The organism is Microbacterium sp. AZCO (genome assembly GCF_039614715.1).
Classification (GTDB): domain Bacteria; phylum Actinomycetota; class Actinomycetes; order Actinomycetales; family Microbacteriaceae; genus Microbacterium.
The window spans coordinates 343,585-367,985 of sequence record NZ_CP154857.1; the positions used below are offsets into that span (position 1 = coordinate 343,585).

A 24,401-nucleotide genomic window follows, 5' to 3' on the forward strand; every position below is an offset into this window, starting at 1 on the left:
TCACGATGGATGCCTCGCCCCGCCGCCGTCCGCCGGCGTGAGCGTCAGCCGACGGCGTGAGGGTCAGCCGAGGGCGTGAGCGTCAGCCGACGGCGTGAGCGTCAGCCGACGGCGTAGTCGGCGACGACGGGCGCGTGGTCGCTCCACCGGGTGTCCCACGAGGGAGCGCGCACGACGCGGTAGTCGCTCACGAGCGCCGCGAGGTCGGGCGTCGCGAGGTGGTAGTCGATGCGCCAGCCGGTGTCGTTGTCGAAGGCCTTGCCGCGGTTGGACCACCACGTGTAGGGCCCGTCGACCTCGCCGTGGTAGCGGCGGCCGATGTCGACCCAGCCGAGTCCCGGGCCGACGGAGCCGTCGACCCCGGTCACCTCGGCGCCGTCGGCCCCGAGGAAGCGGTCGAAGTAGGCGCGCTCGCGGGGCAGGAACCCGGCCTTCTTGACGTTGCCCTTCCAGTTGCGGATGTCGAGCTCGCGGTGCCCGACGTTGAGGTCGCCCATGATGACGCTGAGCGGCCGCTCCGCGCGGAGGAGCGGCATCCGCTTCTCCATCGCGTCGAGGAAGACCCACTTGGCCTCCTGCCGCGGGGTGCCCACTTCGCCCGACGGCACGTAGGCGCTCACGGTGGTGAGCGTCGTGCCGTCGACGTCGAAGTCGGCCTCGATCCAGCGGCCCGCCGAGTCGAGCGTCTCGTCGTCGCTCAGCACGCGGCGCACCTCGACCGATCCGGCGCGCGACGCGATGGCGACGCCGGCGCGCCCCTTCGCGAGCGCCTCGTCGTTGACGAGCTCCCACCCCGGCAGCGATGCCGCGAGCTCGTCGACGGTCGCCCGCACCTCCTGCAGAGCGAGGATGTCGACGTCGGCCTGCTCGAGCCAGGGGATCATCCCCTTGCGGGTGGCGGCACGGATGCCGTTGACGTTGACGGAGGCGATGCGGACGCGGCGTGGCACGGGGGCCAGCCTAGCCGCGGCCCCCGACACCCGAGCCGGTCACTCCAGGATCGTCCCGCGGAGCTTGGGCAGCGGGGGAGGCGCGACCGATTCCACGTGCTGCAGCTCGTCCACGGCGTCCCGCACGGCCCGGTCGGCGGCCCACTTGCGATACCAGGGCGCCTGCTCGGCGGCGAGCTTCGCGGTGCGCAGCCGCACCTGCGCGGCGACCAGGAGCGCCTGGTGCTCCCGGATCAGTCGTTCGGCATCGGACAGCGGAAGGAGCGGCACGTCGTTGTCGTCGGCCGACACCGCGACCCACGCCGCGGCGACGAGCATGATGACGCCGATGATGCGGAACCAGAGGAGCAGGCCGACGAAGATCGCGAACGCCGCGAGCAGCGTGTTCGAGGGCGTGTACGCGAACAGCCACGCCGTGAAGAGCTGCAGGACGGTGATCGCGCTGCCGCCGAGCAGCGCCCCGGGCCAGATCCGCCGCCACGCGAGCTTCGTCCCGGTGAGGAACCTGATGAGACCGGCGAGGGCGGCGGTGTAGACGACGAAGGAGATCGCCACGGTGCTGATGCGCAGTGTCGCTTCGTACCACCCGGATGGCGGCGTGAGGTCGAGCAGTGAGACCAGGAAGTTGAGCGCGTATGTTCCGAACGAGGTGAGCGCGAACCCCACGAGAAGGGCGAGGGCGAAGAACAGTGCCCCGACCAGGTCGCGCGCCTTGAGGAAGAAGTAGCTGCGCAGGTCGGGCGGCAGCCCGAAGATGTCCCGCATCGCTCGCCGGGCGAACGTCACGAAGCCGATGGCGGTCCAGATCAGGGTTCCGAGCGCGATGACACCCGTGACTCCGAGGGCGGCTGCGCTGCTGGTGGCGATCTCGGTGACCTGGTCGGGTGTGAAGAGTCCGCCCTCGTCGGCGATGAGGCCCGGGATGTACGTGTTGATCAGCTGGATGAGAGCCTGGATCGCCTCGGGGCTCGCCCCGAGCCAGAGCCCGATGGTGGCGAAGCCGACGTAGATGGCGGCGAAGCTCGCGAACAGCGCCTGATAGCTGACGCCGGCGGCGAGCAGGAACCCGTTGTGGTGGAGGAAGTGCATCCACACGCGGATGGGGAACCACCCCATCGTGCGCTGCGTGAATCCCCGTGCCTGCTCGATGCGCGGCTCGAAGCGCTCTCGAAGGGACGCCTGCGTCTGCTCCCAGCTGCGCCGGAGACCCTCCTCCTCCGCGGCCGCGGCGTCCGCGGCATCCTGCGCCCTGGGCGCGACGGAACGGGACGAGGCGGTCACGCGAAAAGACTAGCGAGAGTGGATGCCTGCGAGGCATCCACTCCCCGTCGTCAGGCCTTGCCGCGCAGAACGGCCTGCTTGACCTCGGCGATCGCCTTCGTGACCTCGATGCCGCGGGGGCACGCCTCGGTGCAGTTGAAGGTCGTGCGGCAGCGCCATACGCCCTCCTTGTCGTTGAGGATGTCGAGGCGCACCTCGGCGGCGTCGTCGCGCGAGTCGAAGATGAAGCGGTGCGCGTTGACGATCGCGGCGGGGCCGAAGTACTGGCCGTCGGTCCAGAACACGGGGCACGACGACGTGCACGCGGCGCAGAGGATGCACTTCGTGGTGTCGTCGAAGACCTCGCGGTCGACGATCGACTGGATGCGCTCCTTGCCCGGTGCGGGCGTCGAGTTCGCGATCAGGAAGGGCTGCACCTCGCGGTACGAGGCGAAGAAGGGCTCCATGTCGACGATGAGGTCCTTCTCGAGCGGCAGGCCCTTGATCGCCTCGACGTAGATCGGCTGCGAGATGTCGAGATCCTTGATGAGGGTCTTGCACGCGAGCCGGTTGCGGCCGTTGATGCGCATCGCGTCCGAGCCGCAGATGCCGTGGGCGCACGACCGGCGGAAGGACAGCGAGCCGTCGACCTCCCACTTGATCTTGTGCAGCGCGTCGAGCACACGGTCGGTCGAGTAGAGCTCGACGTCGTAGTCGACCCAGCGGGGCTCCTCGTCGACCTCGGGGTCGAAGCGACGGATGATGAACGTGACGAGGTAGGACTGGATGCCGGTGTCGGCGGCGGCCTCTTCGGCCTCCGCCGGGGCGTCTGCGTCGGTGCGCTCGATGATGTCGGTCGCGGACGTCGCCATGCTCAGTACTTCCTCTCCAACGGCGGGTAGCGCAACTCGCCGTCCGCGTTCTTCGTGAAGACGACGGGCTTCCAGTCGAGCCGGATGTGGTCTTCGGCGTTCGACGAGTGCGGGTCGCCCGACAGGTAGGCCATCGTGTGCTGCAGGTAGTTCTCGTCGTCGCGCTTGGGGAAGTCGTCGCGCATGTGGCCGCCGCGGCTCTCCTTGCGGTTCTTCGCGGTCACGACGACGACCTCGGCGAGGTCGAGCAGGAATCCGAGCTCGACGGCCTCGAGCAGGTCGGTGTTGTACCGCTTGCCCTTGTCGTCGACGTGCACGTTCTTGTAGCGGGCACGAAGGTCCTCGATCGTGCCGAGCACGTCGGTGAGCGACTCGTCGGTGCGGAACACCTGGGCCTTGCGGTCCATCTCGTCCTGCAGCGTCTTGCGGAGCACGGCGACGCGCTCGGTGCCCGCGTTCTCGCGGAGGCCCTCGAGCATGTCGCGGACATCCTTCGCGGGATCCTCGGGGAGGGGCACGAAGTCGGCCGTCTGGACGTACTGGACCGCGTTGCGGCCGGCGCGCTTGCCGAAGACGTTGATGTCGAGGAGCGAGTTGGTGCCGAGGCGGTTGGAGCCGTGCACCGAGACGCACGCGCACTCGCCGGCCGCGTACAGGCCGGGGACGACCGTCGTGTTGTCGCTCAGCACCTCGGCGTTGTTGTTGGTCGGGATGCCGCCCATCGCGTAGTGCGCCGTCGGCATGACCGGCACGGGCTCGACGACGGGGTCGACGCCCAGGTACGTGCGCGCGAACTCGGTGATGTCGGGGAGCTTCGTCTCGAGCACCTCGGCGCCGAGGTGCGTGCAGTCCAGCAGCACGTAGTCGCGGTGCGGGCCGGCGCCGCGGCCCTCGGCGACCTCCTGCACCATGCAGCGGCTGACGATGTCGCGCGGCGCGAGGTCTTTGATGGTCGGCGCGTAGCGCTCCATGAAGCGCTCGCCCGTGACGTTGCGGAGGATCGCGCCCTCACCGCGGGCGCCCTCCGTGAGCAGGATGCCGAGCCCGGCGAGGCCGGTCGGGTGGAACTGGAAGAACTCCATGTCCTCGAGCGGCAGGCCCTTGCGCCACACGACGCCGACGCCGTCGCCCGTGAGCGTGTGGGCGTTGGAGGTCGTCTTGAAGATCTTGCCAAAGCCGCCGGTGGCGAAGATGACGGCCTTGGACTGGAAGACGTGCAGGTCGCCCGTCGCCAGCTCGTACGCCACGACGCCGGCGACCTGCGTGGCGCCCGCGGCATCCTGGACCGTCAGCAGGTCGAGCACGTAGAACTCGTTGAAGAAGTTGATGCCGAGCTTGACGCAGTTCTGGAAGAGCGTCTGCAGGATCATGTGGCCCGTGCGGTCGGCCGCGTAGCAGGCGCGACGGACCGGGGTCTTGCCGTGGTCGGCCGTGTGGCCGCCGAAGCGGCGCTGGTCGATCTTGCCCTCGGGCGTGCGGTTGAACGGCAGGCCCATGTTCTCGAGGTCGATGACGGCGTCGATCGCCTCCTTGGCGAGGATCTCGGCCGCGTCCTGGTCGACGAGATAGTCGCCGCCCTTGACGGTGTCGAAGGTGTGCCACTCCCAGGAGTCCTCTTCGACGTTCGCGAGGGCCGCCGCCATGCCGCCCTGCGCGGCACCCGTGTGCGAGCGCGTCGGGTACAGCTTCGTGATGACGGCCGTCCGGGCTCCGGGGCCGGCCTCGATCGCGGCGCGCATCCCGGCGCCGCCGGCGCCCACGATGACGATGTCGAACTGGTGGTAGTGGACGCCGTCCTTGACGTAGCTGTCGGCGTTGGTCTGGGTGCTCACGTGAAGGATGCTCTCGTCTCTGTCGTACTCGCGGCGGCGACGCTCAGCCGGCGACGCTCTGGCACATCTCCCAGAGGGAGCTGTCCTGAGTGACGCCGATGCAGGGGTCGAAGGTGAACACCACGAGGGTGCCGAGGAGGATGAGGAAGCCGGCCGCGAGCCAGAGCGCCCACACGAGGACCCGGCGGGCGCCGTTGTGCGTCACGTAGTCGTTGACGATCGTGCGCATGCCGTTCGCGCCGTGGATCAGCGCGAGCCACAGCATGATGACGTCCCACCACTGCCAGAACGGGGAGGCGTACTTGCCCGCGACGAATGCGAAGTCGATCTGGTGGATGCCGTCACCGGTCAGCAGGTTGACGAAGAGGTGCCCGAAGATGAGGACGACCAGCAGCACGCCCGAGGCGCGCATGTAGATCCAGCCCCACTTCTCGAGGTTCGGACCCTTGCGGCGCGGAGCGGCGATGGGGGAGCGCGGAGCGGCGACGGTGCTCATCAGTGACCCCCTCCCGTGGCTGCGAAGACGTTCATGAGGTGACGCGGCGCGAAGCCGAGCATCGTGACGGCCCACAGGCCCAGGACGCCCCACCACAGCTGCCGCTGATGACGTGTGGCCCAGGGCCAGAAGTCGACCAGGATGATGCGCAGGCCGTTGTAGGCGTGGTACGCGATGGCTGCGACGAGCACGACCTCGCCGAGACCCATGATCGGGTTCTTGTACGTGCCGATGACGGCGTTGTACGCCTCGGGCGACACCCGGACGAGCGCCGTGTCGAGCACGTGCACGAGCAGGAAGAAGAAGATCGCCACGCCCGTGATGCGGTGGAGGACCCACGACCACATGCCTTCGCGGCCGCGGTACAGCGTGCCTCGCGGCACTCTCGACGTGGTCTCTGCGACCGACGGTGTGACGCGTGCTGGTGCAGACACGGGCCGTCCTCCCTGACTCGAACACTGTGTGGAGGGGCGGGACTCTGCCCCTCGGGGAATGCCTCCCCTGCGTCACGCGGGCGCACCAGCATCCTATTCCCGTGATTCCGCGCGGGGGGATAAGGCGGTCCTAACTATCTCGACATCGAGATATCGAGAGGGCCGATGGATGCCGGACTTCACGTTCCCGACAACTCGCCGACATGCCCCCGCAACGCCCGTCGGTAGCCTGGGGAGCATGCCAGAGCCGATCAAGGACTTCTACGCCGTCATCCCCGCGGGCGGCATCGGCAGCCGGCTGTGGCCGCTGTCCCGGGCGGGCGCCCCCAAGTTCCTCCACGACCTGACGGGATCGGGGCAGACCCTCCTGCGCGACACGTGGGACCGCCTCGAGCCCATCGCGGGCCGCGACCGCATCGCGGTCGTCACCGGGCGGGCGCACCGCGCCGCCGTCGAGCGCGAGCTCCCCGGCGTGCCCGACAAGAACGTCTTCCTCGAGTCGGAGCCGCGCGACTCCGCGGCCGCGATCGGCCTCGCCGCGGCGATCCTCGCCCGCCGCGAGCCCGACGTCATCATCGGCTCGTTCGCCGCCGACCACGTCATCCGGGGCACGCAGGTCTTCGACTGGGCCGTCCGGCAGGCGGTCGCGACGGCGCGCGAGGGCTACATCTGCACGATCGGCATCCCGCCCGTCGAGCCGTCGGTGGGCTTCGGCTACATCAAGAAGTCCGGCGAGATCGTCGTCGAGGGCGCTCCCGAGGCCGCGCTCGTGGAGCGCTTCGTCGAGAAGCCCGACCTGGAGACCGCCAAGGAGTACTACGCCGACCGCTCCTACCTGTGGAATGCGGGCATGTTCATCACGCGCGCCGACGTGCTGCTCGCCGAGCTCGAGCGCAACCAGCCCGAGCTGCACGCCGGACTCCTCGAGCTCGCCGAGGCGTGGGACGACCGCGACGCCCGCGGGCCGGTCGTCGACCGCGTGTGGCCCCGTCTGACCAAGATCGCGATCGACTACGCCGTCGCCGAGCCCGCCGCCGACCGCGGCCGCCTCGCCGTCATCCCGGGGCACTTCGACTGGGACGACGTCGGCGACTTCGCGAGCCTCGCCAAGCTCAACTCGCGCGGGCGCAACGACCTCGCGATCCTCGGCGAGAACGCGCGCATCCTCGCCGACGCCTCGAGCGGCATCGTCGTGAGCCAGACCACCCGGGTCATCAGCGTCATCGGCGTCAAGGACATCGTGATCGTCGACACGGAGGACGCCCTCCTCGTCACGACGAGCGAGCACGCGCAGCGCGTGAAGGGCGTCGTCGACGCCCTCAAGGTCAACGGCCGGGGCGACGTGCTCTGAACCGGTCGCGGGTGAGCCGGAGTCGCACAAAGTGCGGCATCCGGTTCCCTGCGTGTTGCGTCTTTGTAACCATTCGCGCCCATGAGCGGTGCAAGGATGCAAGTCCCCGGTCACAGTAGGTAACTTCTGTTCTGCACCCGCGAGGTACGCGGGTGGGGAACCCGCGAGGTCCGCGGGTCATCTTCCGTGGGAGGCAGACTTGACCATTTCCACCCGAACGCGACTGCTCGGCGGACTCGTCGCCGCCGGCCTCGTCGTCGCCCTCGCGGGCTGCGCATCCGCGCCCGAGGAGTCGGAGTCGAGCGGTGCCGCCACCGGCGCGGCCGTCGCCGGCTTCAAGCCCTGCATGGTCTCCGACGCGGGCGGCTTCGACGACAAGTCGTTCAACCAGCTCGGCTACGAGGGCCTGCAGAAGGCCGCTGAGGAGCTGGGCGTCGACTTCAAGGCCGTCGAGTCGAACTCCGAGACCGACTTCGCGCCGAACATCGACACGCTCGTCAACCAGAACTGCACGCTCATCATCACGGTCGGCTTCGCGCTCGCGCAGGCCGCGGGCGAGGCGGCCAAGGCCAACCCCGACATCGACTTCGTCTCGATCGACGACCCGGTCGACAACGACTTCGACGGCAAGACCGACTCGCCGAACATCAAGCCGATCATCTTCGACACCGCGCAGGCGGCGTTCATGGCCGGCTATGCGGCGTCGTCGTTCTCCGAGGCCAAGAAGGTCGGAACGTTCGGCGGCATGAACTTCCCGACGGTCTCGATCTTCATGGACGGCTTCGCCCAGGGCGTCGAGTACTGGAACAAGGAGAAGGGCGACAACGTCCAGGTCGTCGGCTGGAACCGCGACACGCAGGACGGCTCGTTCACGGGCGGCTTCGACGCCAACCAGGACGCCATCAACACGGCGCAGGGCATCGTCGACCAGGGCGTCGACGTGCTGCTCCCCGTCGGCGGTCCGATCTACCAGAGCGCCGCTTCGGTGATCCGCGGCTCCGGTCGTGACATCGCCCTCATCGGCGTCGACGCCGACGTGTACGAGACCGACCCGACCGTCGGCGACCTGCTGCTCACGTCGATCCGCAAGCTCATCGACGTCGGCGTCGAGGACGCCGTCATGGCCGCGGGCAAGGGCAACTTCGACGCGACGCCGTTCGTCGGCACGCTGAAGAACGACGGCGTGGGACTCGCTCCGTTCCACGACTTCGAGAGCAAGGTCTCGCCCGACCTCCAGGGTGAGCTCGACAAGATCAAGGCCGGCATCATCGACGGCTCCATCACGGTCGAGTCCTACCTCAACAAGTGATCCATCCCGTGTGGGGAGGTCGGTCCGCCGGCCTCCCCACACGCGTGTCCGAGGTTCGCCGAACCCGCGCCTGTCCGGTGCGCCGCCGCATCCCCTCTCACTAGGATCTGCCCTATGAAGCTCGAACTCCGCGGCATCACCAAGCGGTTCGGCACCCTCGTCGCCAACGACCACATCGACCTCGTCGTCGAGCCGGGCGAGATCCACTGCCTGCTCGGTGAGAACGGCGCGGGCAAGTCGACGCTGATGAACGTCCTCTACGGCCTGTACACGGCCGACGAGGGCGTCATCCTCCTCGACGACCACGTGCAGAACTTCCAGGGCCCGGGCGACGCGATGCACGCGGGCATCGGCATGGTGCACCAGCACTTCATGCTCATCCCCGTCTTCACCGTGGCCGAGAACGTCATGCTCGGCAACGAGTCCACGCGCGGGGGAGGGTTCCTCGACCTCGCGGCGGCGCGCGAGCGCGTGCGCGAGATCTCCGCCCGCTTCGGCTTCCAGGTCGACCCGGACGCGCTCGTCGAAGACCTGCCCGTCGGCGTCCAGCAGCGGGTCGAGATCATCAAGGCCCTCTCGCGCGACGCGAAGGTGCTCGTGTTCGACGAGCCGACGGCGGTGCTCACCCCCCAGGAGACCGACGAGCTCATGGAGATCATGCGCCAGCTCAAGGCGTCCGGGGCATCCATCGTCTTCATCACGCACAAGCTCCGCGAGGTGCGCGAGGTCGCCGACCGCATCACCGTCATCCGCCTCGGAAAGGTCGTCGGCGAGGCGTCGCCGACCGCGTCCAACGCCGAGCTGGCGTCGATGATGGTCGGCCGAGCCGTCGAACTGACGGTCAAGAAGGACGCACCTCGCCCCAACGACCGCACGCTCGTCGTCGAGGGCCTCAGCGTCATCGACCCGATCGGCCAGGTCGTCGTCGACGACGTGAGCTTCGAGGTGCGCGGCGGCGAAGTGCTCGCCGTCGCGGGCGTGCAGGGCAACGGCCAGACCGAGCTGACCGAGGCGCTCATCGGGCTGCAGCCGCAGGTGCGCGGGTCGATCGTCCTCAACGGCGAGGAGCTCGTCGGCAAGAGCGTGCGGCACATCCTCGACGAGGGCGTCGGCTTCGTGCCGGAGGACCGCAACGAGGACGGGCTCGTCGGCACCTTCTCGATCGCCGAGAACCTCATGCTCGACCGCTCGAACGGCGCCCCCTTCGTGAAGGCGGGCAACCTGCAGCGCAGCACGCTCGCCGACTTCGCGAAGGACCGGTTCCGCGAGTTCGACGTGCGCGCGCAGGGCATCGAGACGCCCGTCGGCACGCTCTCCGGCGGCAATCAGCAGAAGGTCGTGCTCGCGCGCGAGCTCAGCCGCGACCTGTCGCTCCTCGTCGCGGCGCAGCCGACGCGCGGCGTCGACGTCGGCTCGATCGAGTTCATCCACAAGCGCATCATCGAGACGCGTGACGCCGGGGTGCCCGTCGTCGTGGTGTCCACCGAGCTCGACGAGGTCGCGGCGCTCGCCGATCGCATCATGGTGATGTACCGCGGGCGCATCGTGGGGATCGTGCCGGGAGACACGCCGCGCGAAGTGCTCGGGCTGATGATGGCGGGCGAGTCCGCCACCGGGGAAGGGGCCGCCGCGTGACAACTCCGTCCGAGCCGAGCGAGGTCCCTCCTCCCTCGAAGTGGCATGACACATTCCGCCGCATCACGCAGGGCAATGCGATCATCTCGGTCCTCGCCGTGCTCCTCGCGCTCATCGTGGGCGGCATCCTGATCGCCGTCACCGATGAAGACGTGCAGGCCGCGGCGAAGTACTTCTTCGCTCGCCCGGGTGACACGATCACCGCGGTCTGGAACGCCGTGTGGGGCGCCTACTCCGCCCTGTTCCAGGGAGCGGTCTACAACTTCGGCGCGCCGACCTTCGCCCGAGCCATCCGCCCGCTGACCGAGACGCTCACGTTCGCCACCCCGCTCATCGCGGCAGGCCTCGGTGTCGCGCTCGCGTTCCGGATCGGCATGTTCAACATCGGCGGCCGCGGCCAGATGCTCATGGCCGCCGCCGCGGCCGGCTACATCGGGTTCGCGTGGGACCTGCCGTTCCCGCTGCACATGATCGTCGCCCTCCTCGCCGGTCTCATCGCCGGCGCCCTGTGGGCGGGCATCGCGGGCGTCCTCAAGGCCACGACGGGTGCGCATGAGGTCATCGTGACGATCATGCTCAACTACGTCGCGTTCTACCTCATCTCGTGGATGCTGCGCACGCCGGGCCTCCTCCAGGCACCGGGGTCGAGCAACCCCAAGACGGCGCCGATGAAGGAGACCGCGATCTTCCCCGACCTGCTCGGGCCGCAGTTCAACCTGCACTTCGGATTCATCCTCTCGATCGCCGCGACCTTCCTCGTCGCGTGGATCATCAACCGCTCGTCACTCGGCTTCAAGTTCCGCGCCGTGGGCGTGAACCCGAACGCCGCGCGCGTCGCGGGCATCAACGTCCGCAACATGTACATCTACGGGATGCTGATCTCCGGCGCGCTGCTGGGTCTCGCCGGTGTCAACCAGGTGCTCGGCACGATCACGACGGGCTTCAGCGCCGACATCGACGCGGGCATCGGCTTCGACGCCATCACGGTCGCGCTGCTCGGACGCTCGACGCCCTGGGGCACGTTCGCAGCCGGCATCCTGTTCGGCGCCTTCAAGGCCGGCGGATTCTCGATGCAGGCGGCAGAGCAGATCCCGATCGAGATCGTCGCGGTCGTCCAGTCGCTCATCGTCCTGTTCATCGCGGCACCGCCGCTCGTGCGGACGATCTTCTTCCTCCCCTCGCCCGAACGGGATCGCCGCCGCGCCGAGAAGGCCCGGCAGAAGGCGCTCAAGGCCGAGGTCAAGGCCGACACCGAGCTCGAGGGAGCCGCGAAGTGACGACTCCGATGGTCTCGACGGAAGGGCTCATGCCCGTCGAAGGCATGCAGAAGACGGTCATCCGCAGCTGGAAGGCGCCGATCGCGCTCGCGATCTTCACCGCGCTGTACGCGCTGCTGCTCGTCGCCGCGCCGCGCGACGGCGTCACGACGTTCCGCCTGTCGACCGATGCCGACGCGATCAAGCTCCCCGACCTCGTCGTCCCCGTCATGCCGACGGCGTGGATCTGCTTCGCGTTCCTCGTGCTGCTCACGCTCGCGTCGTTCTTCCTCGTGCGCGCCGGCGGCCGATCGCCGCTGTGGATCGTCATCGCCTACATCCTCATCGCGGTGTTCGGATTCCTCACGTGGGCGGCGGCGGGCGCGGCGATCCCGGTCACGGGTCTCCTCGCCGGCTCGCTGACCCTCGCCATCCCGCTGATCTACGGCGCCCTCGGCGGCGTCATCGGCGAGCGCGCGGGCGTGGTCAACATCGCGATCGAGGGTCAGCTGCTCGCGGGCGCCTTCACGGCCGCGATCGTCGCGACGATCACAGGTCAGCCCATCCTCGGACTCGTCGCGGCGGCGTTCGCGGGTGTGCTGGTCGCGGCCGTCCTCGCGGCGTTCGCGATCCGGTACCTCGTCGACCAGGTCATCGTCGGCGTCGTGCTGAACGTCCTCGTGGCCGGCCTCACGAGCTTCCTCTACTCGCAGGTGCTGCAGCCCAACGCCGCGCAGCTGAACGCCCCGCCGCGCTTCCCGCGCATCCCGATCCCGATCCTCAGCGAGATCCCCGTCATCGGGCCCGTGTTCTTCCGGCAGACGATCCTCGTGTACCTCATGTACATCGCCGTCGCGGTCGTCTACGTCGGGATGTTCCACACCCGGTGGGGCCTGCGCCTGCGCGCCGTCGGCGAGCACCCGCAGGCCGCCGACACGGTGGGCATCAAGGTCAACGCCACGCGCTTCTGGAACGTCATCCTCGCCGGCGCCATCGCCGGCATCGGCGGCACCGTGTTCACGATCGGCAACGGCATCGCCTTCAACAAGGAGATGACGGCGGGCGCCGGCTTCATCGCCCTCGCGGCGGTCATCTTCGGACAGTGGGATCCGATCAAGGCGACGCTCGCCGCACTGCTCTTCGGCTTCGCATCCAGCCTGCAGAATACGCTCAGCGTCATCGGGTCGCCCGTGCCGAGCGAGTTCATGCTGATGCTGCCGTACCTCGTCACGATCTTCGTCGTCGCCGGCGTCGTCGGGAAGTCCAGAGCTCCCGCCGCCGACGGCAAACCGTACATCAAGGGGTGATCCGGGTGACCGACATCGACTGGGACGAGCTGCGCTCCGCCGCGACCGAGGCGATGCAGCGCGCGTACGCGCCGTACTCGCGCTACCGCGTGGGCGCCGCGGCGCTCGTCTCCGACGGCCGCATCGTGCAGGGCTGCAACGTCGAGAACGCGTCGTACGGCGTCACGCTGTGCGCCGAGTGCGGACTCGTGTCCGAGCTCCACATGACGGGCGGCGGACAGCTGGTCGCCTTCGTGTGCGTCAACAACGACGGCGAGACGATCATGCCGTGCGGGCGCTGCCGTCAGCTGCTCTACGAACACGCCCTCCCCGGGATGCTGCTCGAGACGGTCTCCGGCATCCGGACGATCGACGAGGTGCTGCCCGACGCGTTCGGACCCCGCGACCTCGAGGAGGCGGCGCGCTGATGGCGGCTTCGGTCCCCGAGCCCGTCGAGGGGTCGCAGGTCGAGGCTGCCTCGGTCCCCGAGCCTGTCGAGGGGTCGCAGGTCGAGCCGCCTGCGGTGAGCTCCGTCGAGGCGCCTGCGGTGAGCTCCGTCGAACCGTTCGACGCCGTCGACGTCATCCGCGCCAAACGCGATGGGGAAGCAGTTCCCGAAGACGCGCTGCGCTGGATGGTGGACGCGTACACGCGCGGGTACGTCGCGGACTCTCAGATGGCGGCGTTCGCGATGGCGGTGCTGCTCAACGGGATGCAGCGCGACGAGATCCGCGTCATGACCGATGCGATGATCCGCTCGGGCGAGCGCATGAGCTTCGCCGGGCTCGGAAAGCCCACCGTCGACAAGCACTCCACGGGAGGCGTCGGCGACAAGATCACCCTGCCGCTGGCTCCGCTGGTCGCCTCGTTCGGCGTCGCGGTGCCGCAGCTGTCGGGCCGGGGTCTCGGCCACACCGGCGGCACGCTCGACAAGCTCGAGTCGATCCCCGGGTGGCGTGCAGCGCTCTCCAACGACGAGCTCGTCGCGCAGCTGCGCGACGTCGGCGCGGTCATCTGCGCCGCCGGCTCGGGCCTCGCGCCCGCCGACAAGAAGCTCTACGCGCTGCGCGACGTCACGGGCACGGTCGAGGCGATCCCGCTCATCGCCTCGAGCATCATGTCGAAGAAGATCGCCGAGGGCACGGACTCGCTCGTGCTCGACGTGAAGTTCGGCTCGGGCGCCTTCATGCGCGACGTCGAGAAGGCGCGCGAGCTCGCCCGCACGATGGTCGCGCTCGGCACGGACTCCGGCGTCGCGACGACGGCGCTCCTCACCGACATGAACACCCCCCTCGGCCTCGCGATCGGCAACGCCAACGAGGTGCGCGAGTCGGTCGAGGTGCTCGCCGGGGGCGGACCCGCCGATGTCGTCGAGCTGACCCTCGCGCTCGCGCGCGAGATGCTCGCCCTCGCCGGGCAGCCCGACGCCGACGTCGAGGCCGCCCTCCGGGACGGGCGCGCGATGGATGCCTGGCGCGCCATGATCCGCGCGCAGGACGGGGATCCGGATGCCGCACTCCCGACCCCGAACGAGACCCACACCGTGACGGCGACCGAGTCGGGACACGTCACGCGCCTCGATGCCCTGCCCTTCGGGATCGCCGCCTGGCGTCTGGGCGCCGGCCGGGCCCGTGCGCAAGACCCCGTGCTGCACGCCGCCGGCATCGACCTGCACGTCAAGCCGGGCGATCGGGTGGTCGCCGGACAGCCCCTGTTCACCTTGCTCGCGCAGAATTCCAGCCGGTTCGAGCGCGCGCTCGAGGCGCTCGACGACGCGTGGCAGGTCGGCGCCGAGGCGCCGGAGGCCACGCCGCTCGTGCTCGAGCGCATCACGGCCTGAGCGCGCCGCGCGCCGCAGGCGCAGCATCCATTCCCCTTCCGCCGATCCGAGGAGAAGCCCACATGCCCATCGACCAGCACGGCGACGCCGTCCTCCAGGGCGTCTCCCTCCGGAGCCTCCCCAAGGTCTCGCTGCACGATCACCTCGACGGCGGCGTGCGCCCCGCGACCATCATCGAGCTCGCCGACCGCGCGGGCGTCGAGGTGCCCTCGACGGACGCCGACGACCTGGCCGACTGGTTCGCCGAGAAGAGCGACTCCGGCTCGCTCGTGGAGTACCTGAAGACGTTCGATCTCACGATCGCGGTGCTCCAGGATGCCGAGGGCCTCCGCCGCGTCGCGCGCGAATTCGTCGAGGACCTCGCCGCCGACGGCGTCGTCTACGGCGAGGTGCGCTGGGCGCCCGAGCAGCACCTGCGCGGCGGGCTGTCGCTCGAAGAGGTCGTCGAGGCCGTGCAGGAGGGCATCGAAGAGGGCGAGGATGCCGCCGACGGCGCGGGCCGGGACATCCGCGTCGGCCAGCTCATCACCGCGATGCGCCACACCGACCGCTCCCTCGAGATCGCGAAGCTCGCGGTCGACTTCCGCGGCCGCGGCGCCGTCGGCTTCGACATCGCCGGACCCGAGGACGGCTTCCCGCCGTCGCGTCACAAGGCGGCGTTCGACTACCTCGCGTCGGAGTTCTTTCCCGCGACGGTGCACGCGGGCGAAGCGGCGGGCCTGGACTCGATCCGCTCGGCCCTGCTCGACGGCCGGGCGCTGCGCCTCGGGCACGGCGTGCGCATCGCGGAGGACCTCGAGATCGTGTCGCAGGAGGGCGAGGAGGTGCTCGTCACCTTCGGCGACCTCGCGCGCTGGGTGCGCGACCGCGAGATCCCGCTCGAGCTTTCGCCCTCGTCGAACCTGCAGACGGGCGCGATCGAGCGCTGGGGCACGACGCTCGAGGACCACCCGTTCGACCTCCTGTACCAGCTGGGCTTCACCGTCACCGTGAACGTCGACAACCGCACGATGAGCCGCACGTCGCTGACGCGCGAGCTCGCGCTGCTCGCCGAGACGTTCGACTACGACCTCGACGACCTGGAGACGTTCCAGCTCAACGCCGCGGCCGGCTCGTTCCTCCCCGTCGAGGAGCGCGAGGAGCTGATCGACATCATCAGCGAGGGCTTCGACGTCTGACGCGGCGCGGCGCGGCGCGTGCACCAACTCCTCAAGAGTCGCCGCGACACGCCGCGCGAACGGCTGCGGAGGCCTGTTCCGCCGGGTTCTTGCTGAGTTGGTGCACGGCGCGCCCTCATCGGTGCGCGCCGAGGACGGCCTTGAGGTCGGCGAGCACCCGGTCCCGGTTGTACAGGATGTCCTCGGCGAGCGGACGGATGGTGGTGTAGCCGAGGCGAGCTGCGGCGATGTCTCGGCGCCGGTCACGCTTCTGCGCGTCCCAGCCCTCGTGGAACGCCTTGCTGTCGCACTCGATGATCAGCCAGCCATCGACGATGAGATCCACGCGTCCGACGCCGTCGAGATCCACCTGAACCTCGATCCGACATCCGAGCGCTCGCAGCATGAGGCGGACGATCGTCTCCGGCCCTGACTCTGCCCGCTTGTCGACGAGAGCCCGAACGGCGGCATAGCGGGCTGGAAGTCGGCGGAAGACCTCCGCGACGGCGTCCTCATCGACCAGGCCGAGATGCCATGCGCTGTCGATCGTGGCGACGGCGTCCCTCGGCGCCTGACAGCGACACGCCTGAGCCAACGCCTCGACGAGCGGCGTCGTCACGTCGTCGGGCGAGGCGGAGCTCGGGCGCCAGTGCCGCACGACATCTTCCGGCGGGGGCGGAAGGCGACTCGCACCGTTCGTCACCTGCGTGTGGAGGGTGTCGTGCGAGAGGACGTAGACGCCGAGGGCGTGGAGTAGCGAGACGCAATCGATTCGACCCCCGAGCTTCGCCGCCCTGACGACGTCTGCAGGGGTGTCGGCGGTGAGGTATCGGCCCTTTCGCACCCGGATGAGGCGGCCCGCCGTCAGCTGCGCATCGAGATGCCGTCGGCTGAGACCACCGCTGAGCAGGGTCGACCGGCTGAGGAAGGTTCGAGGGATGGGAGGAGCGGACGTGAGCATCCGCACAGCCTCGCCCGACCGACGACCTGGAGCCGGGCGTTCCTGCTGCGGCTGGGGACCGACGACGGGCGGGCCCCGTTGGGGAGGAGCGGGCTCGCGTGCACCAACTCCTCAAGAGTCGCCGCGACACGCCGCGCGAACGGCCGCGGAGGCCTGTTCCCGCCGGTTCTTGCTGAGTTGGTGCACGGGAAGCGCCGTCATCGTGCGCGCCGAAGACGGCCGTGACGTCGGCGAGCACCTCGGGTCAGCGGCGGGCGACGCCGGGATGCGTTGCGAGGTAGGCCTCGAAGGCCTCCGCGCTCGTCTTGGCCGGCGTGTAGCCGAAGTCGCGCTTCAGGGCGTCGTTGGCGAGGACCGGTCGGTAGCGGAGGAACCCGACCTGCTCGGGGCCGTGCACGGTGAGGCGCAGCGCACGGCCGACGCGCAGCGCCGCCGCCAGCACCGACGCCGGGAGGGTGAGCAGCGGCTTGCCGAGCCTCGCGGCGAGCTCGTGGATCGTCACGCGGCCGTCGCCGGCGACGTTGTAGACGCCGGGTGGGCCGTCGGTCGCAGCGCGGGCCATCGCGGCGGCGACGTCGTCGACCCAGATGAAGACGAAGGGGGAGTCGGAGCCGCGGATCCCGAGGATGCGCCGGCCGTCCCACAGCGCGGTGATCTGATTGCGGACGGTGGGCCCGAGGATGGTCCCGATGCGGAACACGACCTGCTCGAGCTCGGGGTGTGCGAGGCGGTATCCGGCGAGCATCTGCTCCACGAGCCGCTTGTGCTTCGAGTACGGGAACTCGTCGTTGCCGCGCACCGGGTCGGTCTCCCGCAGCCAGTCTGGGCTGTCGGCGTGGTAGCCGTAGGCGGCCCCCGACGAGGACACGACGATGCGGCGCACCCCGGCCTCAACGCAGGCCTCCAGCACGTGCCGCGTGCCGTCCACGTCGACGCGGTATTCGAGGTCGTGGTCGCGTCCGGGGTTGACGATCGCAGCGAGGTGCACGACGACGTCGATGCCGTGGCGCTCCATCAGCGGCACGAGGCCGTCGGGCCCGGTGACGTCGCACGCGTCGTAGACCACACCCGCGACGGGTGTCGCCGGCGGGCGCACGTCGCCCGCGACGACGAGGTCGACACCGGGATGCGCGACGAGGGATGTCGCGACGTGGGTGCCGAGGAAGCCGGAGCCGCCCGTGACGAGGACGCGCGCGCCCATCAGCCGGCGCCCTCTGCCGCCGCTGCGTGGCGCGACGCGTCGCCCTTCGCCGAACCGGTGCGCCGACGGGTGTGTCTCGCCCAGAGCGCCGCGACGATGAGCCCGGCGATGATGTCCCAGATGCCCCACCAGCCGGCCACGATCGCCATGCCGCCGAGTCCGCCGAAGAAGGTGAAGACGAGCCCGAGGCCGAGTCCCGCGTTGCGGATGCCGACCTCGAACGTCATCGCCTTGCGCTCGCGCGTCCCGAGACCGCCGACGACCGCGGTCGTGTAGCCGATCGCGAGAGCGACGGCGTCGTGGATCGCGACGACGGCGACGATGACGCCGAGGAAGGCGACGAAGTACGACCAGTTGCCGGCGAGGGCGGCCACGATGAAGCCGACGAGCGCGAGCAGGGAGAACCACTTCACGAAGGGCTGCACGCGGGCCGCGAACGCGGGGAAGCGGGCACGGATGCTGAGACCGACGAGGAACGGGACGCCGATGATGAGGAAGATCTCGAGGAGCATCTGCCACGGGTCGAGCCGGACGGTCTCGAGCAGGTCGCGGGCGGTGGGATGCAGCGACCCCCAGAACGCCACCGAGAGCGGCAGCACGACGATGTAGACGAGGTTCGACACCGCCGTCATCGACACGGACAGCGCGACGTTGCCGCCCGAGCGGTGCGTCAGCACCTGCGAGATATTGCCCGGCGGACAGCACGCGACGAGGATCATGCCGAGCGCCATCGACGGCGTCACGGGGAGGATGAGCGTCAGGCAGAACGTCACGGCCGGCAGCACGATGAGCTGGGCGAGGATCGCGATGACGAAGGGCTTCGGTTTGCGCGCGACGACCCTGAAGTCCTCGGGCGACGTGTCGAGCGCGATCCCCAGCATGATGAGCGCCAGGACGACGTCGAGGAGGATGAGCGTCGACGGAGTGAAGTTGAGCGTGACGTCGTCGATGTTCATGCGCGCGCCGTGCGCCGGCGGCGGGGCGCAGCATCCCGATCCGTGCGGAGCGCGGCCACCTCGGAGCGCACCGCACCTCGGTACGCGTCCTTGTTGACGTAGTACGACATGCGTTCCAGGCCGAGGTACCGGTAGCCGCCGGTCAGATCGGGCCACGGCTCCGTCGTCGCCCGGCGGCGGAAGTCTGCGGCACGATCCGGATGGCGCTCGAGCGCCGCGAGGTACTCGGCGATCAACTCCGCCTGCTCGTACCGGCCCTGCCAGCCGATTCCGGATGCCTCGATCATGCCCATGACGTAGAGCCCGTTGAACGACGGCGGGAAGACGTTGAGGAAGAGCTTCGGCGACCAGCCCGTCCAGTTGAGGTCGGCGCGGTCGACGAACGGGTAGTCGAGCGTGTAGCCCGTCGCGAGGAGAACCGTGTCGTACTCGCCGCTCGTGCCGTCGCGGAAGTGGACCACGCGGCCGTCGAAGCGGTCGATGTCGGGGCGGATGCCGAGGTCGCCCTGTCCCAGGTGGTTGAGGATCAGGGTGTTGACGATCGGGTGCGATTCGTAGATGCGGTAGTCGGGCCGGGGGAACCCGAACCGCACGGGGTCGCCCGTGAAGGCGCGGAGCACGCGGGTGTCGACGAGCTGCTTGAGACGCGCGGGCAGCGGCCTGCCCTGATTGAGGGTGTCGGATGGGCGTCCGAAGAGGTAGCGGGGCACGAAGTAGTAGCCGCGGCGCACGCTCATGTCGACGGAGGTCGCGTGGTGCACGGCGTCGACCGCGATGTCGCAGCCCGAGTTGCCCGCGCCGATGATGAGCACGCGCTTGCCGGTCAGCTGCGTCGCGCTCTTGTACGCGCTCGTGTGGAGGAGCTCGCCCGTGAACTCCCCGCGGAACGTCGGGATGTTCGGCTCGGCGAGCGTGCCGTTGGCGAGGATGACGCCGGTGTAGCGCCGTGCGACCTCGCCGTCGGGCGACGAGGCGCGCAGCATCCACTCGCCGTCGTCCGTCTTCTCCAGACGCGTGACCTTCGTGTCGAACCGGTACCGCGCGTCGAGTCCGAAGCGGGCGGAGTATGAGCGGAAGTACTCGATGAGGACGCGGTGGCTCGGGTAGTCGGCCGCCGTCTCCATCGGGAACTCCGCGAACTGCGTCGTGGTGCGCGACGAGATGAGGTGCGCCGACTCGTACATCGTCGAGCGCGGGTTCTCGATGTCCCACAGTCCGCCGACGCCACGGGATGCCTCGTACCCGTCGAACGCGATGCCCGCCTTCTGCAGCGCGCGCGCCGCCGCGAGCCCCGAGGGACCGGCGCCGATGATGGCGTAGCGGTGCTCCTGCATGTCTTCCACACTCCGTCGTGCCGACCCGACGCCGGGCAACCCCTCGATGTTAGTCGTTGTTAACCGACCGACCGACCGACCGACCGACCGGGCACGGATGCGGCGCCGACGCGGGTCGCGCGCCGGCGCTCGTCAGACGCCGGTGGCGCTCACTGGAGCTGCGGAGTGAAGCTCCGCACGAGCTGCGTGAGCTGGTCGATCATGTCCTCGTCGGAGATGGTCGGGGTGTTGTCGCCGTCCTGGAGCCCATAGTCGCCGAAGGACGAATGGCTCGCCCCGTCGATCTGCGCCATCTCGGCGTCGGCGGGGAGGAGGTGGCGGTTGTCGGCGATCTTCTCGGGCGTGGACAGCGCGTCGAGGCTGCCGCCGATGCTGAGCACCGGGAAGTCCTTCCACGTGGAGAGGTCGTTCGAGCAGTACGAGCCGAACAGCACCAGACCCTGCGCCTGCGATGCGAGCATGCACGAGCGCACGCCGCCGAGGGAGTGGCCGCCGACCATCCACGTGTCGATCTCGGGTGCCAGTGCCGTGAACGACCCGAGGGGGCGCAGGTCGAAGAAGGCGAGGTTGAGCCAGGGCTTGGTGATGACGACGGTGACGTTGTCCTCCGCGACGATGCCGGACAGCTTCGACGCGTACGCCCACGCGTCGACCTTGGCGCCGGGGATGAAGACGAGCCCGACGTCCGAGCCTCCCTCGGCGGGCTGCATCAGGATGCCGGCGTCGTCGTCCGTGATGACGATCCGGTCGTCGGCCTTGACGGCGGCCAGCGGCTCGGGCTCGGCCTGGTAGACGCCGACCTGGCTCCAGATGACGATCGCGACGACGGCTGCCACGATGAGGCCGCCGATGATGCCGAGGGTCCACCAGAGGATCCGCAGGCCGCGGCGCTTGCGCTTCGGCGGAGTCTCGGCGATCGCGTCGTCGGCGGCCGTGTCGGGCGAGGTGTCGGGCGAGTCGGTCGTCACGCCTCCGAGCCTACGTCCGCCTGCCTCTCCGCGATGACCTCCCGCACCTTCGGGAAGAGGGGATGCCCGGGCTCGAGGCCCGTGAGCGTGGCCGTCAGGGTCTCGGCATCCTGTTCCCGCAGAAGCCGCTGCAGCTCGACCGACTGCTCGTCCTCGGCGTCGCGGAAGGCGAGCGCCGCGCCCACCGCCGCGAGGAGCGCCTGCGTCGACAGCCCCCGCTCGGCCGCCTCGGCGGCCGGCCCGATGAAGCGCTCGTGCCGCGAGAGCTTGCGCAGCGGCTGGCGCCCCACCCGCCACACCGTGTCGGGGAGGACCTCGTTGCGGAAGCGGCGCAGGATCGTCGTGCGGTACTCGGTCAGCTCGGCGGGATCGAGCCCGTGCTTCGCGGCGAGCAGCGCCGACGTCTCCTCCAGCGCCGCCGCGACCATTGCGGCGATGGCGTCGTCGGCGAGCGCCTGCGCGATCGTCTCTACGCCCGCCTGCGCACCGAAGTACGCCGTCGTGGCATGACCGGTGTTGACCGTGAAGAGCTTCCGCTCGATGTAGGGCGCCAGGTCGTCGACGAAGTGCGCGCCCGGGATGCTGGGCGGGTCGTCGCCGAACGGCGGCCGCTCGATCGCCCATTCGTAGAACGGCTCGACCGTGACATCGACGCCGCCGCCCGGCGGCTGGGCCGGCACGATCCGGTCCACCGCCGTGTTGGCGAAGACCGCACGGCCCTGCAGAGCCTCCCACGCGTCGCCCGCGCGCTCGCGGATCTCGTCGCGCAGCAGGTCCGTCGCGTTGATGGCGTTCTCGCACGCCATGACCTGCAGCGGCGGCGAGTGCGGGTCGCGCAGCGCGAGCCCCGCGAGGATGTGCGGCGCGACGAACTTCAGGATCGTCGGCCCGACCGCGGTCGTCACGACGTTCGCCGTCGCGATCTCGTCGACGAGCTCGTCGGGGTGCGTCGCGCTGTTGAGCGCCCGGAAGCCCGTGACGACGGTGTCGCCGCCGCCCTCGCCGACCGCGTGCACGGTGTACGAGTCGACCGCGTTGATGGCGTCGACGAGCGGGGCGGCGACGTCGGAGAACACGAGGTCGTAGCCGCCCTCGTGCAGGAGCAGGCCGACGAAGCCGCGGCCGATGTTGCCTGCGCCGAAGTGGACGGCCTTCATGACTCGTTGACGGTCGAGAGGATCGCGAAGAGCTCCTCGGGCGTCTGAGCCTGCTTGAGCCGTTCGACGTCGTCCTCGTCGGAGAAGAGGATCGCGATCTGCGACAGGATCTCGAGGTGCTCGTCGCCCTTGCCGGCGATGCCGATGACGAAGGTGACGGGCTCGCCGTCCCAGTCGACGCCGCCGTCGTAGCGGACGACCGAGAGGCCCGACGCGAGGATCGTGTTCTTCGTCTCGTTCGTGCCGTGCGGGATGGCGAGCTCGTTGCCCATATAGGTCGAGACCGTCTGCTCGCGCTGCTTCATCGCGTCGAAGTACTCGCCGGTGACGGCGCCGACCGCCTCGAGGATGTCGGCCGCCTCCTTCATCGCCTCGTCGCGGGTCGCGCCGCCGGAGTGGATGCGGACCTGTCCGATGCTGAGGACCTCACGTGCCATGCTCTTCGCCTTTCTCGAAACGGGTGTCTCTTCTCGATGCACGCTCGGCCGCCGTGGAGCGGTCGCGTGCGAAGCGCCGAAGACTCTGGGGCCGGGGCATCTCGCACATCCGACCCCAGAGGGTCTTCGGGCTTCCTTTCGCTACGCCTGCGCGTCCTCGTGCTGCGCCTTGACAAGGTCCACGACCTCGTCGTACCGCGGCGAGTTCATGAAGTTGTCGACGGACACGTGCACCGCGTTCGGCGACTGCGCACGTGCACGGTCGGTGAGCTGGTTCTGCGTGATGACCAGGTCGGCCGAGCCGTCGAGGCTCGCGATCGCCTTGTTGACGACCGTGACGTCCTCGATGCCGGCCTTCTTGATCTTGTTGCGCAGGACGCTGGCGCCCATCGCCGACGACCCCATGCCCGCGTCGCACGCGAACACGATGCTGCGGATCTCCTTATCGGTCGCCGTCGCAGCCCCGGCCATGCCACCGGCCTGCGTCGCGGCACCGGCGCGGAGGCCTTCGAGGCTTGCCGAGCTCTTGCCCTTGGCCGCCTCTGTCTGCGTGATCGCGGCGCCGAAGGCGTCGTCCGTCAGGGCGAGCTCCTCGAGGTCACGCTTGCGAGACGCCCGCAGCAGCATGGCTGCGATCAGGAACGTCACGGTCGCCGAGAGCAGCACGGAAAGCCACACCACCAGCAGGTTCGGCACCCCGCCGGCGGCGGGATTGACCGCCTGCACCGACACGGCGATGATGCTGCCGGGAGCCGCCGGTGCGGCGAGAGAGCCGCCGAAGAGCATGTTGGTGGTCACGCCGGTCGCACCACCCGCGATGAGCGCGACGATGAGGATGGGCTTCATGAGCGCGTACGGGAAGTACACCTCGTGGATGCCGCCGACGAACTGGATGACAGCCGCGCCCGGCGCCGACGCACGTGCCGCGCCAATCCCGAAGAAGGTGAAGGCGAGGAGGAGTCCGACGCCGGGGCCGGGGTTGGCCTCCAGGAGGAAGAGGATCGACGAACCCTCGTCGGCGACCTGCTGGAGGCCGAGCGGGGTGAGCACGCCGTGGTTGATCGCGTTGTTGAGGAACAGCACCTTGGCGGGCTCGATCACGATGCTCGTGAGCGGCAGGAGGTTCATCGACACGAGCCAGTTGACCGCGTTCGACAGGATCTGCATGAGACCGTTGACGAGCCACGCGATCGGGTAGAAACCCACGATCATCATGACGAAGCCCCAGATGCCGGCCGAGAACATGTTGACGAGCATCTCGAAGCCCGCCTTGATCTTGCCCTCCCAGAGCGAGTCGAGCCACCTCATGGAATAGGCCGCGATCGGCGCCATGATCATCGCACCGATGAACATGTGCACCTGGCCGAGCGCCTTGAAGTCGGCGGCGTCCTTCCCTGCGTCCAGCCACGCTGCGAGGGCGGTCGCATTGGTCTGTGCGATGAGGTAGTCGGAGCCGGCGATCGCCCCGAAGAGGCCGATCGACGCGACGACCCCGCCCCGGATCCCGTAGACCATGCTGCCGCCCGTGTAGGCGATGAGGATCGGCAGAAGATAGTGAATGAATGGGCCGACGATGGTCGCGAGCGCGGGTACCGGGGTGAAGCCCACGTCGATGAAGAACATGGTCACGATGCCCCACGCGATGAGTGCGGGGATGTTCGGCATGATCATGCCGGACAGGAACGTTCCGAAGCGTTGGACGTGCACCT

22 protein-coding genes are annotated in these 24,401 nt (G+C 69.4%); 8 read left to right on the forward strand and 14 right to left on the reverse strand.

Annotated elements, in window-relative coordinates:
• Positions 1-101 precede the first annotated feature (101 nt).
• The 6 genes from AAIB33_RS01580 to sdhC are packed head-to-tail and all read right to left on the reverse strand — an operon-like array spanning position 102 to position 5,844.
• A complete protein-coding gene (locus AAIB33_RS01580; RefSeq protein ID WP_345801822.1) occupies positions 102-950 on the reverse strand; it encodes an exodeoxyribonuclease III in 849 nt (282 codons plus the stop codon).
• A gap of 39 nt (positions 951-989) precedes the next feature.
• Complete coding sequence (locus AAIB33_RS01585; RefSeq protein WP_345801823.1) at positions 990-2,231, reverse strand: YihY/virulence factor BrkB family protein; 1,242 nt, start codon at positions 2,229-2,231, stop codon at positions 990-992.
• Between the two features lie 50 nt (positions 2,232-2,281).
• Complete coding sequence (locus AAIB33_RS01590; protein ID WP_345801824.1) at positions 2,282-3,082, reverse strand: succinate dehydrogenase iron-sulfur subunit; 801 nt, start codon at positions 3,080-3,082, stop codon at positions 2,282-2,284.
• Positions 3,083-3,084: 2 nt separating this feature from the next.
• On the reverse strand, positions 3,085-4,914 hold the full coding sequence (gene sdhA / locus AAIB33_RS01595; protein WP_345801825.1) for a succinate dehydrogenase flavoprotein subunit: 1,830 nt from the start codon (positions 4,912-4,914) through the stop codon (positions 3,085-3,087).
• A gap of 43 nt (positions 4,915-4,957) precedes the next feature.
• The gene (locus tag AAIB33_RS01600) at positions 4,958-5,410 is read right to left on the reverse strand and encodes a succinate dehydrogenase hydrophobic membrane anchor subunit (protein WP_345801826.1); all 453 of its coding nucleotides are present in this window, start codon (positions 5,408-5,410) and stop codon (positions 4,958-4,960) included.
• Positions 5,410-5,844: a succinate dehydrogenase, cytochrome b556 subunit gene (gene sdhC / locus AAIB33_RS01605; RefSeq protein WP_345801827.1), complete on the reverse strand. Its 435-nt coding sequence runs from the start codon at positions 5,842-5,844 to the stop codon at positions 5,410-5,412. The genes AAIB33_RS01600 and sdhC overlap by 1 nt, the downstream gene beginning before the upstream one ends.
• Before the next feature lie 238 nt (positions 5,845-6,082).
• Here sdhC and AAIB33_RS01610 point away from each other — a divergent pair, with 238 nt between their 5' ends.
• The 8 genes from AAIB33_RS01610 to AAIB33_RS01645 all read left to right on the forward strand — a co-directional run bounded on the left by AAIB33_RS01610 (position 6,083) and on the right by AAIB33_RS01645 (position 15,699).
• The gene (locus AAIB33_RS01610; RefSeq protein WP_345801828.1) at positions 6,083-7,195 is read left to right on the forward strand and encodes a mannose-1-phosphate guanylyltransferase; all 1,113 of its coding nucleotides are present in this window, start codon (positions 6,083-6,085) and stop codon (positions 7,193-7,195) included.
• Positions 7,196-7,394: 199 nt separating this feature from the next.
• Positions 7,395-8,504 carry a BMP family ABC transporter substrate-binding protein gene (locus AAIB33_RS01615; RefSeq protein WP_345801829.1) on the forward strand — a complete coding sequence of 370 codons (1,110 nt, stop codon included), beginning with the start codon at positions 7,395-7,397 and terminating at the stop codon, positions 8,502-8,504.
• 114 nt (positions 8,505-8,618) lie between these two features.
• Entirely contained in the window at positions 8,619-10,139 is a 1,521-nt protein-coding gene (locus AAIB33_RS01620; protein WP_345801830.1) for an ABC transporter ATP-binding protein, read from the forward strand.
• The gene (locus AAIB33_RS01625) at positions 10,136-11,416 is read left to right on the forward strand and encodes an ABC transporter permease (protein WP_345801831.1); all 1,281 of its coding nucleotides are present in this window, start codon (positions 10,136-10,138) and stop codon (positions 11,414-11,416) included. The genes AAIB33_RS01620 and AAIB33_RS01625 overlap by 4 nt, the downstream gene beginning before the upstream one ends.
• A 29-nt stretch (positions 11,417-11,445) precedes the next feature.
• Entirely contained in the window at positions 11,446-12,702 is a 1,257-nt protein-coding gene (locus AAIB33_RS01630) for an ABC transporter permease (protein ID WP_345803482.1), read from the forward strand.
• A 5-nt stretch (positions 12,703-12,707) separates the two neighbouring features.
• Positions 12,708-13,109 carry a cytidine deaminase gene (locus tag AAIB33_RS01635; protein WP_345801832.1) on the forward strand — a complete coding sequence of 134 codons (402 nt, stop codon included), beginning with the start codon at positions 12,708-12,710 and terminating at the stop codon, positions 13,107-13,109.
• A 119-nt stretch (positions 13,110-13,228) separates the two neighbouring features.
• On the forward strand, positions 13,229-14,521 hold the full coding sequence (locus tag AAIB33_RS01640; RefSeq protein ID WP_345803483.1) for a thymidine phosphorylase: 1,293 nt from the start codon (positions 13,229-13,231) through the stop codon (positions 14,519-14,521).
• A 62-nt stretch (positions 14,522-14,583) separates the two neighbouring features.
• Positions 14,584-15,699: an adenosine deaminase gene (locus AAIB33_RS01645; protein ID WP_345801833.1), complete on the forward strand. Its 1,116-nt coding sequence runs from the start codon at positions 14,584-14,586 to the stop codon at positions 15,697-15,699.
• Positions 15,700-15,814: 115 nt separating this feature from the next.
• On the opposite strand, the gene AAIB33_RS01650 is transcribed toward AAIB33_RS01645, so the two are convergent.
• The 8 genes from AAIB33_RS01650 to AAIB33_RS01685 form a co-directional block, all read right to left on the reverse strand.
• Positions 15,815-16,639, reverse strand: a complete 825-nt coding sequence (locus AAIB33_RS01650; RefSeq protein ID WP_345801834.1) for a hypothetical protein — start codon at positions 16,637-16,639, stop codon at positions 15,815-15,817.
• A gap of 244 nt (positions 16,640-16,883) precedes the next feature.
• Positions 16,884-17,840 carry an SDR family oxidoreductase gene (locus AAIB33_RS01655; protein WP_345801835.1) on the reverse strand — a complete coding sequence of 319 codons (957 nt, stop codon included), beginning with the start codon at positions 17,838-17,840 and terminating at the stop codon, positions 16,884-16,886.
• Positions 17,840-18,796: a bile acid:sodium symporter family protein gene (locus AAIB33_RS01660; RefSeq protein WP_345801836.1), complete on the reverse strand. Its 957-nt coding sequence runs from the start codon at positions 18,794-18,796 to the stop codon at positions 17,840-17,842. The genes AAIB33_RS01655 and AAIB33_RS01660 overlap by 1 nt, the downstream gene beginning before the upstream one ends.
• Positions 18,793-20,130: an NAD(P)/FAD-dependent oxidoreductase gene (locus tag AAIB33_RS01665; protein WP_345801837.1), complete on the reverse strand. Its 1,338-nt coding sequence runs from the start codon at positions 20,128-20,130 to the stop codon at positions 18,793-18,795. The genes AAIB33_RS01660 and AAIB33_RS01665 overlap by 4 nt, the downstream gene beginning before the upstream one ends.
• A 149-nt stretch (positions 20,131-20,279) precedes the next feature.
• Complete coding sequence (locus AAIB33_RS01670) at positions 20,280-21,011, reverse strand: alpha/beta hydrolase (RefSeq protein ID WP_345803484.1); 732 nt, start codon at positions 21,009-21,011, stop codon at positions 20,280-20,282.
• An 83-nt stretch (positions 21,012-21,094) separates the two neighbouring features.
• Positions 21,095-22,255 carry a mannitol-1-phosphate 5-dehydrogenase gene (locus AAIB33_RS01675; RefSeq protein ID WP_345801838.1) on the reverse strand — a complete coding sequence of 387 codons (1,161 nt, stop codon included), beginning with the start codon at positions 22,253-22,255 and terminating at the stop codon, positions 21,095-21,097.
• Positions 22,252-22,692 carry a PTS sugar transporter subunit IIA gene (locus tag AAIB33_RS01680; RefSeq protein ID WP_345801839.1) on the reverse strand — a complete coding sequence of 147 codons (441 nt, stop codon included), beginning with the start codon at positions 22,690-22,692 and terminating at the stop codon, positions 22,252-22,254. Before AAIB33_RS01680 ends, AAIB33_RS01675 begins: the two co-directional genes overlap by 4 nt.
• 141 nt (positions 22,693-22,833) lie before the next feature.
• Positions 22,834-24,399: a PTS mannitol transporter subunit IICB gene (locus AAIB33_RS01685; protein WP_345801840.1), complete on the reverse strand. Its 1,566-nt coding sequence runs from the start codon at positions 24,397-24,399 to the stop codon at positions 22,834-22,836.
• Positions 24,400-24,401: the final 2 nt, after the last annotated feature.

Excerpts from the sequence above, each read along its gene's own strand:
- AAIB33_RS01600 (WP_345801826.1), bottom strand. The coding sequence starts at position 5,410 with ATGAGCACCGTCGCCGCTCCGCGCTCCCCCATCGCCGCTCCGCGCCGC.
- AAIB33_RS01610 (WP_345801828.1), top strand. The coding sequence starts at position 6,083 with ATGCCAGAGCCGATCAAGGACTTCTACGCCGTCATCCCCGCGGGCGGC.
- AAIB33_RS01665 (WP_345801837.1), bottom strand. The coding sequence starts at position 20,130 with ATGCAGGAGCACCGCTACGCCATCATCGGCGCCGGTCCCTCGGGGCTC.
- AAIB33_RS01630 (WP_345803482.1), top strand. The coding sequence starts at position 11,446 with ATGCCCGTCGAAGGCATGCAGAAGACGGTCATCCGCAGCTGGAAGGCG.
- AAIB33_RS01655 (WP_345801835.1), bottom strand. The coding sequence starts at position 17,840 with ATGGGCGCGCGCGTCCTCGTCACGGGCGGCTCCGGCTTCCTCGGCACC.
- AAIB33_RS01675 (WP_345801838.1), bottom strand. The coding sequence starts at position 22,255 with ATGAAGGCCGTCCACTTCGGCGCAGGCAACATCGGCCGCGGCTTCGTC.
- AAIB33_RS01645 (WP_345801833.1), top strand. The coding sequence starts at position 14,584 with ATGCCCATCGACCAGCACGGCGACGCCGTCCTCCAGGGCGTCTCCCTC.
- AAIB33_RS01590 (WP_345801824.1), bottom strand. The coding sequence starts at position 3,082 with ATGGCGACGTCCGCGACCGACATCATCGAGCGCACCGACGCAGACGCC.
- AAIB33_RS01650 (WP_345801834.1), bottom strand. The coding sequence starts at position 16,639 with ATGCTCACGTCCGCTCCTCCCATCCCTCGAACCTTCCTCAGCCGGTCG.
- AAIB33_RS01680 (WP_345801839.1), bottom strand. The coding sequence starts at position 22,692 with ATGGCACGTGAGGTCCTCAGCATCGGACAGGTCCGCATCCACTCCGGC.
- AAIB33_RS01660 (WP_345801836.1), bottom strand. The coding sequence starts at position 18,796 with ATGAACATCGACGACGTCACGCTCAACTTCACTCCGTCGACGCTCATC.
- AAIB33_RS01620 (WP_345801830.1), top strand. The coding sequence starts at position 8,619 with ATGAAGCTCGAACTCCGCGGCATCACCAAGCGGTTCGGCACCCTCGTC.